The sequence below is a fragment of the Psychrobacter proteolyticus genome, assembly GCF_039762275.1.
GTDB lineage: Bacteria > Pseudomonadota > Gammaproteobacteria > Pseudomonadales > Moraxellaceae > Psychrobacter > Psychrobacter proteolyticus_C.
Genome location: NZ_JBDLOB010000010.1, coordinates 87041 through 94174, shown reverse-complemented (window position 1 = coordinate 94174; position 7134 = coordinate 87041). Strand labels below are relative to the sequence as shown.

Annotated in this window: 6 protein-coding genes; 1 reads left to right on the top strand and 5 read right to left on the bottom strand. The window is 42.0% G+C overall.

The window, feature by feature from the left end; all coding sequences use genetic code 11:
- The 5 genes from ABFV72_RS13005 to ABFV72_RS12985 all read right to left on the bottom strand — a co-directional run.
- The coding region (locus ABFV72_RS13005) for a GTP-binding protein (RefSeq protein WP_087553676.1) at positions 1–106 on the bottom strand (106 nt) is incomplete at its 3' end.
- Positions 107–329: 223 nt separating this feature from the next.
- Positions 330–2456, bottom strand: coding sequence for an elongation factor G (gene fusA / locus ABFV72_RS13000; RefSeq protein ID WP_057761733.1), 2127 nt, complete (start codon positions 2454–2456; stop codon positions 330–332).
- 343 nt (positions 2457–2799) lie between these two features.
- Entirely contained in the window at positions 2800–3273 is a 474-nt protein-coding gene (gene rpsG, locus ABFV72_RS12995; RefSeq protein WP_057761735.1) for a 30S ribosomal protein S7, read from the bottom strand.
- Positions 3274–3489: 216 nt separating this feature from the next.
- Positions 3490–3864 carry a 30S ribosomal protein S12 gene (gene rpsL, locus ABFV72_RS12990; protein WP_011281154.1) on the bottom strand — a complete coding sequence of 125 codons (375 nt, stop codon included), beginning with the start codon at positions 3862–3864 and terminating at the stop codon, positions 3490–3492.
- Between the two features lie 411 nt (positions 3865–4275).
- The gene (locus tag ABFV72_RS12985) at positions 4276–5397 is read right to left on the bottom strand and encodes an EcsC family protein (protein ID WP_347164095.1); all 1122 of its coding nucleotides are present in this window, start codon (positions 5395–5397) and stop codon (positions 4276–4278) included.
- Positions 5398–5895: 498 nt separating this feature from the next.
- Here ABFV72_RS12985 and ABFV72_RS12980 point away from each other — a divergent pair, with 498 nt between their 5' ends.
- Positions 5896–7131, top strand: coding sequence for a beta-ketoacyl-ACP synthase II (locus ABFV72_RS12980; RefSeq protein WP_347164093.1), 1236 nt, complete (start codon positions 5896–5898; stop codon positions 7129–7131).
- Positions 7132–7134 lie beyond the last annotated feature (3 nt).

Below are 7134 nucleotides of genomic sequence, written 5' to 3'. Positions count from 1 at the left end.
CTACGGTTGCGATTGCAGCGGTAAGGGTTGTTTTACCATGGTCAACGTGTCCGATTGTACCGACGTTGACGTGTGGCTTGTTACGTTCAAACTTGGCCTTTGCCATGGGTATTTCCTCTTTTTTTGGGGTTCAAGACTTAACTCATATAAATATGATTATTAAGACGATTTTGACCACATTAAGATAATTGTTAAAAGGTTGCACATACTAATGTGCAGATATTATAAGAAAATCGCGGCCAATAACAAGTCTTTTAACAAGTTATTGGCGTATTCTTTAATGACAATACACAGACATACTCTATATTGTCACTTTCAGTAAGTTTTATTTACTCGTCATCATCTTTAGAGTTGAACTTAGAGATGATTTCAGCAGCAACTGATTTTGGAATTTCAGCGTACTTTTGGAATTCCATTGAGTAAGTTGCACGGCCTTGTGACATTGAGCGCATTTGAGTGGCATAACCAAACATTTCCGCTAATGGTACTTCAGCACGAATCTGTTTAGTACCGCCAGGTAGATCTTCCATACCCTGTACCAAACCACGACGACGGTTAAGATCGCCCATGATGTCGCCCATGTAGTCTTCAGGTGTTTCAACTTCTACTTTCATTACTGGCTCAAGTAGCGCTGGATCAGCTGCTAAGAAACCTTTTCTGAAGGCCATAGAACCAGCCATCTTAAATGACAATTCATCAGAGTCAACGTCATGATAAGAACCATCATACAAGGTCGCTTTTACGCCAACTACTGGGTAGCCTGCAAGTACGCCGTTTTTCATGCGCTCTTGGATACCTTTATCAACAGCACCGTGGAATTCTTTTGGTACAGTACCACCAACAACTTCTTCAGCGAATTCATATTCAGTGTCGCCAGCTGGATCAAGTGGCTCAAGACGTAACCAAACGTGACCAAACTTACCACGACCACCTGTTTGACGTACGAATTTGCCTTCTTGTTCAACAGTGTTACGAATCGTCTCACGATAAGCAACCTGAGGTGCACCGATGTTTGCTTCAACGTTGAATTCACGCTTCATACGGTCAACAAGAATCTCTAGATGTAGCTCACCCATACCACTGATGATTGTCTGACCAGATTCTTCGTCAGTGTGTACACGGAACGATGGATCTTCTTTTGCCAAACGGCCAAGAGCGATTGACATTTTTTCTTGGTCAGCTTTGGTCTTTGGCTCAACAGCTAGAGAGATAACTGGATCTGGGAATTCCATACGCTCAAGAGTGATCACGTTGTCTTCATCACATAGCGTATCACCAGTAGTCACATCTTTCATGCCGACTAGAGCTGCGATATCACCAGTACGAATCTCTGCAAGCTCTTCTTGAGAGTTTGCCATCATCTGTACGATACGGCCAACACGCTCACGCTTCATCTTAACTGGGTTATAAACACTGCTACCCTGCTTCATTACACCAGAATAAACACGTACGAAGGTTAAGTTACCAACGAATTTGTCATTCATGATTTTGAACGCTAGTGCTGAGAAAGGTGCTTCATCTGATGCTTCACGGCTGCCTTCGCTTTCGTCTTTGTCATCAAGAATACCTTTAATAGCAGGTACGTCGATTGGTGCAGGTAGATACTGAATAACGGCATCTAGCATCTTCTGTACACCTTTGTTCTTAAAGGCAGTACCACAAAGAAGCGGGATGATTTCGTTATCGATAGTTAACTGACGAATAGCACCGTGAATTTGTTCTACAGTCAATTCACCATTTTCTAGGTATTCGTTCATCAACTCTTCGTTTGCTTCAGCAGCGCTTTCTACAAGGTGCTCGCGGTATTCTGCTGCTTTTTCTTGTAGTTCAGTTGGGATTTCGCGCTCATCATACTGCATACCTTGAGACGCTTCGTCCCAATAGATAGCTTTCATGGTCACTAGATCAACAACGCCTTCGAAGTCATCTTCTTTACCGATTGGGATAACCAATGGTACAGGGTTGCCGCCTAAGCGAGTTTTGATCTGTTCGATAACACGATAGAAATCAGCACCAACACGATCCATTTTGTTTACAAATGCAAGACGTGGTACTTTATATTTGTTCGCCTGACGCCATACGGTCTCAGACTGTGGCTGAACGCCGCCTACTGCACAGTAAACCATGCAAGCGCCATCAAGTACACGCATAGAACGTTCAACTTCGATCGTGAAGTCAACGTGACCTGGGGTATCGATGATGTTGATACGGTGTTCGTCAAACTGTTTAGCCATACCTGACCAAAAACAAGTTGTTGCCGCTGAGGTAATAGTAATACCACGCTCTTGTTCTTGCTCCATCCAGTCCATAGTGGCTGCGCCATCATGTACTTCGCCAATTTTGTGGCTAACACCGGTATAGAATAAAACACGCTCTGTAGTGGTTGTCTTACCAGCATCGATGTGCGCTGAGATACCAATATTGCGATAGCGTTTTAGGGGAGTTTTACGAGCCATAGTGTTTTCCTAGGAAAAGTCGTGTATATAATAATGTATTGTGTCTCTACCTCATACTCTATGACAAAGCGTTCAGCTTCGTAATATTACTTACTGATTATTGAGCCTAATACGGACAAAAAAAGAGCAAATACTAAGAATAGTGCGGCATCAAATTTGGGATGCTCTCCAGCAAAAACTGTATTTGTTCAGAGAGACATCTGGATAGATGTCCGCCACCTCAGTCATCAATAAATAACATTTATATATGACCGAATGATGATGGCGGCAATCAATAGAATAAACAACAATGTAAGATTAAATGGCATGAGCCTCTAATCTCAAGCTACTATTAAAAAGTAGCTTAGAAACGGTAATGAGAGAACGCTTTGTTAGCATCTGCCATGCGGTGAACTTCGTCACGCTTTTTCATAGCAGCGCCTTTGCCATCAGCAGCATCATTCAATTCGCCAGCTAAACGCAAAGCCATTGATTTTTCAGAACGCTTAGCAGCAGCTTCAGCTAACCAACGCATAGCCAATGCAGTACGACGGGAGGGGCGTACTTCCATTGGTACTTGATAGGTTGCACCACCGACGCGGCGAGCTTTTACTTCTACCATTGGGCGTACATTTTCTAGCACTTCTTCGAAGAAAGATACTGGATCTTCAACTTTACGCTTCTCACTTACTGTCTCAAGTGCACCGTAAACGATACGCTCAGCAGTAGATTTTTTACCATCACTCATTACATGGTTGATGAATTTTGCAACAGTTTGGCTACCAAACTTAGGATCCGGTAGGATCTCACGGGCAGCAACGACGCGACGTCTTGGCATAATAAATTTCCTTATCTTCAGGAGTGTCTAACATTCACAACATCGACTACTTGTCATTAGGATATAGCAGTGAGTTATCAGTTAGCCTTACTGCATGGTGGTATGTTTTAAAAGCAAATCACAGATATATTTATATAAAAGCGATATTACTACTGACACCAAACCCATGCACAGTTATTGGGTAGTGCAAAAAGCTTATCTAATAACGTTTAGTTATTAAACTTTAGGCTTCTTAGCACCGTACTTAGAGCGACCTTGCTTACGGTCTTTAACGCCTGCGCAATCTAATGCACCGCGAACAGTGTGATAACGTACACCTGGTAGATCTTTTACACGACCACCACGGATTAGAACAACACTGTGCTCTTGTAGGTTATGACCTTCGCCGCCAATGTAGCTTGATACTTCATAGCCTGAAGTCAAACGTACACGACATACTTTACGCATGGCAGAGTTAGGTTTTTTTGGCGTGGTAGTATATACACGAGTACATACACCGCGACGCTGTGGGCACGCTTCCAACGCAGGAACTTTTGACTTTTCCTTGATGGTTTTGCGACCTTTACGAATCAATTGGTTAGTTGTTGCCATAAGGCATCCTTCTCCCGTTTGGTATAAAACAAAAAAATGGGCCAATGCACCATCTATCTGACAATAATTGCAGATTTCGGGGCACCCATTTTTAGGACAGTGTATTATAAAGAGTTGTTGCTGCTATTTCAACCACTTATGAATGGTTTCGCTTTACAACATTTGATAGATATGCATTCAGCCTCTCATTGTATCACTTTATAGATTTTTCGCCGAAAAATAGCGTAATAAATAAAGTAAACAAAGCGAGCTCAAGCATCATTAAGAAAAGATGTTTAACATTGAAATGGTACTTGATGGTAACTAAGTGGTGGTATTTATCCTAATTTTCAAGTCGTGTTGCTCAATCAAACTAAGATAAATACCATTGCGCTTATAAAGCTATAACCTAACTGGCAAATCATATGTCTATTACTTGGCTTTTTTATCAGATGTTTGCTTGTCTGATTCTTTTTTACTGCTAGTTTCTTCTTTATTAGCTTCTTCTTTATCAGTAACTTCTTCTGAATCACTGCTCTTTTCTTGGCGCTCTGTGTCTTTTTTCACCTCATCAGTATCAGCCTTATCTACTTTAGCCTCACTACTGCTGTCATCAGTAATAGCACGATTGGCCAATTTTGCTTCTGGTGCAAAGGTCGCCTGAGCAACACCAATAACTTCGTCAATCAACTGGCTATTATAATGCATGCCGATCGCTACTGCGGTGACAGGAATAAAACGACGAACCCATGATAAATTGATCTGATCTAAATCAATACCTACTTGACTGGCTACTTTGTCTATTTGCTCAGCATAGAAATTTACATTTTTATTTTTTAGACCGAGATTTTTAAGTTCACTATGTAGTCCATTGCTCTGAGCATTATCAAGCAAGCCTTTACCGATACCTAGACCAGCTAGTAGCGCTTGTTTTTCTTGCATTTTGCTCAAATCAGCGTTTGATAGTAGTTCATACGCCATCTTGACGCCTTGCTTACCTGTCAGCGGCTTATTATATACAGCAGCAATCTGATAAACCGTACGCAATGAAACCAGTAATAGCCATAGTGTATCAGCAAGCAAGCCTGGTAGACCTGCTAAACCTGTCAAACCACCCATCATTGCAAGTGCACGGTTTTGGTTAGCAATATCAGTAGCTAGCGCATAACGCTCTTCGTCATCTAAAGTAGCAATATTGGCAAAGCGATGCTCATTAGGTAAGTCTAGTTGACTCCAGTTCGCAGCGAGGTTAGCCACTTGAGCAAATGCGCCATCAACTGTCGATTGAAAAAAGCTATTCGGCACGACTTTCTTGGCATATTTACCATAAGTAGCAAAACGTGGTCCTAAAAGTTGCTGCGTCGCCTTCAACGTTTGCTCACGAAACAAATCTTGTTGGTAGTCTTCATCGCCTAGGTCGACGGCTTTATATTGACGCGGTTTGCCCGTTTTGGCATTTACGCTATCAATCATAGCCCCTACACGCTCTAGATTGTTTCGAGTAAAAGAGCCAATGGTATTGATGCTTTTAGAAAGAGTACTACGCTTTGCCATCGTGATGTCCTTAATATGATGAGTTGGTTTTTAATATAGTTGTATTTTAATATGATAGTTAATTATTGATAATAATGAATCTATTATTTTAGCCAGTTATCGTAACTGGTGTCAGTGCGAACAATGTTATTAGAATCACAAATTTTGTATCTAAAGTATAATTCCGTCCATAGTCAGTAGCTAGTCTTACTTCTCATCTCTTTACTCAAAACTCAGTCATAAGTGTTATTTTGTCGTTATTTTACACTTGTCCAAAGATTTCTAGTGCTTGATACGTTATCATGTGCCATAACTGAGAGCATAATTGTACACTGAATTTATATTGCCTCTGATAGACCGTTAACAGAATTTCGTTACCTAAATTCATGCTATCGTTATCTACATAGACTATTTTTTCATTATAATGCTCGAATTAACTCATAGTTAAACATCATATATAGATTTACCACGATTATTGCAACCAACTGCTAGCAAGTCGTTACTTATAAGGAATAGCATATGCGCCGCGTCGTTATTACTGGAGCAGGGATTGTCTCTTGTATTGGACATGATTTAGATACTGTCACCACTGCCCTCAAAGAAGGTCAGTCTGGCATTACATTTAATGATTCTTATGCTGAGCACGAGTTTAAATCACACGTGAGCGGTAGTATCAATCAATCAGAACTTGATACCAGTGGTATCGATCGTAAGCTGAAACGGTTCTTTAGTGACGCCAGTCTCTATGCTTATGTTAGTGCACTAAATGCGATTGAGCACTCAGGACTATTGCTTGATACTATCAATAACAACCCACGAGTTGGTGTAGTGGCAAGCTCGGGCGGCGCATCAACAGAAAATATCGTCAATGCTATCGATGCTATGCGCGAAAAAGGTCTACGTGGTGTCGGCGCAATGGCAGTACCAAAGACAATGGGCAGCTCGGTATCAGCCGCTTTAGCAACCGGTCTCAAAATCCAAGGCGTCTCCTACTCGCTCGCCTCTGCCTGTGCGACTTCAACACACTGTATCGGTCATGCTGCTGAGCTTATTCAATTAGGTAAAGCCGATGTGATATTGGCTGGTGGTAGTGAAGCTGAGCATTGGACGCAGTCTTGTATGTTTGACGCCATGGGCGCAGTTAGTACTCAGTATAACGACACACCAAAACTTGCCTCAAGAGCCTATGACAAAGACCGTGATGGTTTTGTGATTGCTGCTGGTGGCGCGATGGTGGTTGTAGAGAGTCTGGAGCATGCTCAAGCACGCGGTGCCAATATTTTGGCTGAAATCGTTGGCTATGGTGCCAGCTCTGATGGTGCAGAAATGGTTGCGCCAAGCGGTGAAGGTGCAGTTCGCTGTATGCAACAAGCCTTGGCCGAAGCGGGTCTAGAAAGTGTCGATTACATCAACAGCCATGGTACTAGTACACCGTTAGGCGATATCACTGAGCTTAAAGCGATTGCTAAAGTATTTGATAATGACGTCAGTAAAGTACCTGCTATCAGCTCAACCAAATCAATGACAGGTCATAGCTTGGGCGCTGTTGGTGCACAAGAGCTGATTTATTGTCTACTAATGCTACAGGACGGCTTTATCGCTCCAAGTATCAATGTTGATAACTTAGATCCTGCTGCTGAAGGTTTCGATATCGTCACAGAAATGCGTGAAGCAAATCTTGAGACCTTGATGAGTAATAGCTTTGGCTTTGGTGGTACTAACGCTACGCTGATTATCAAAAAGTTTGACGCTTAGCCC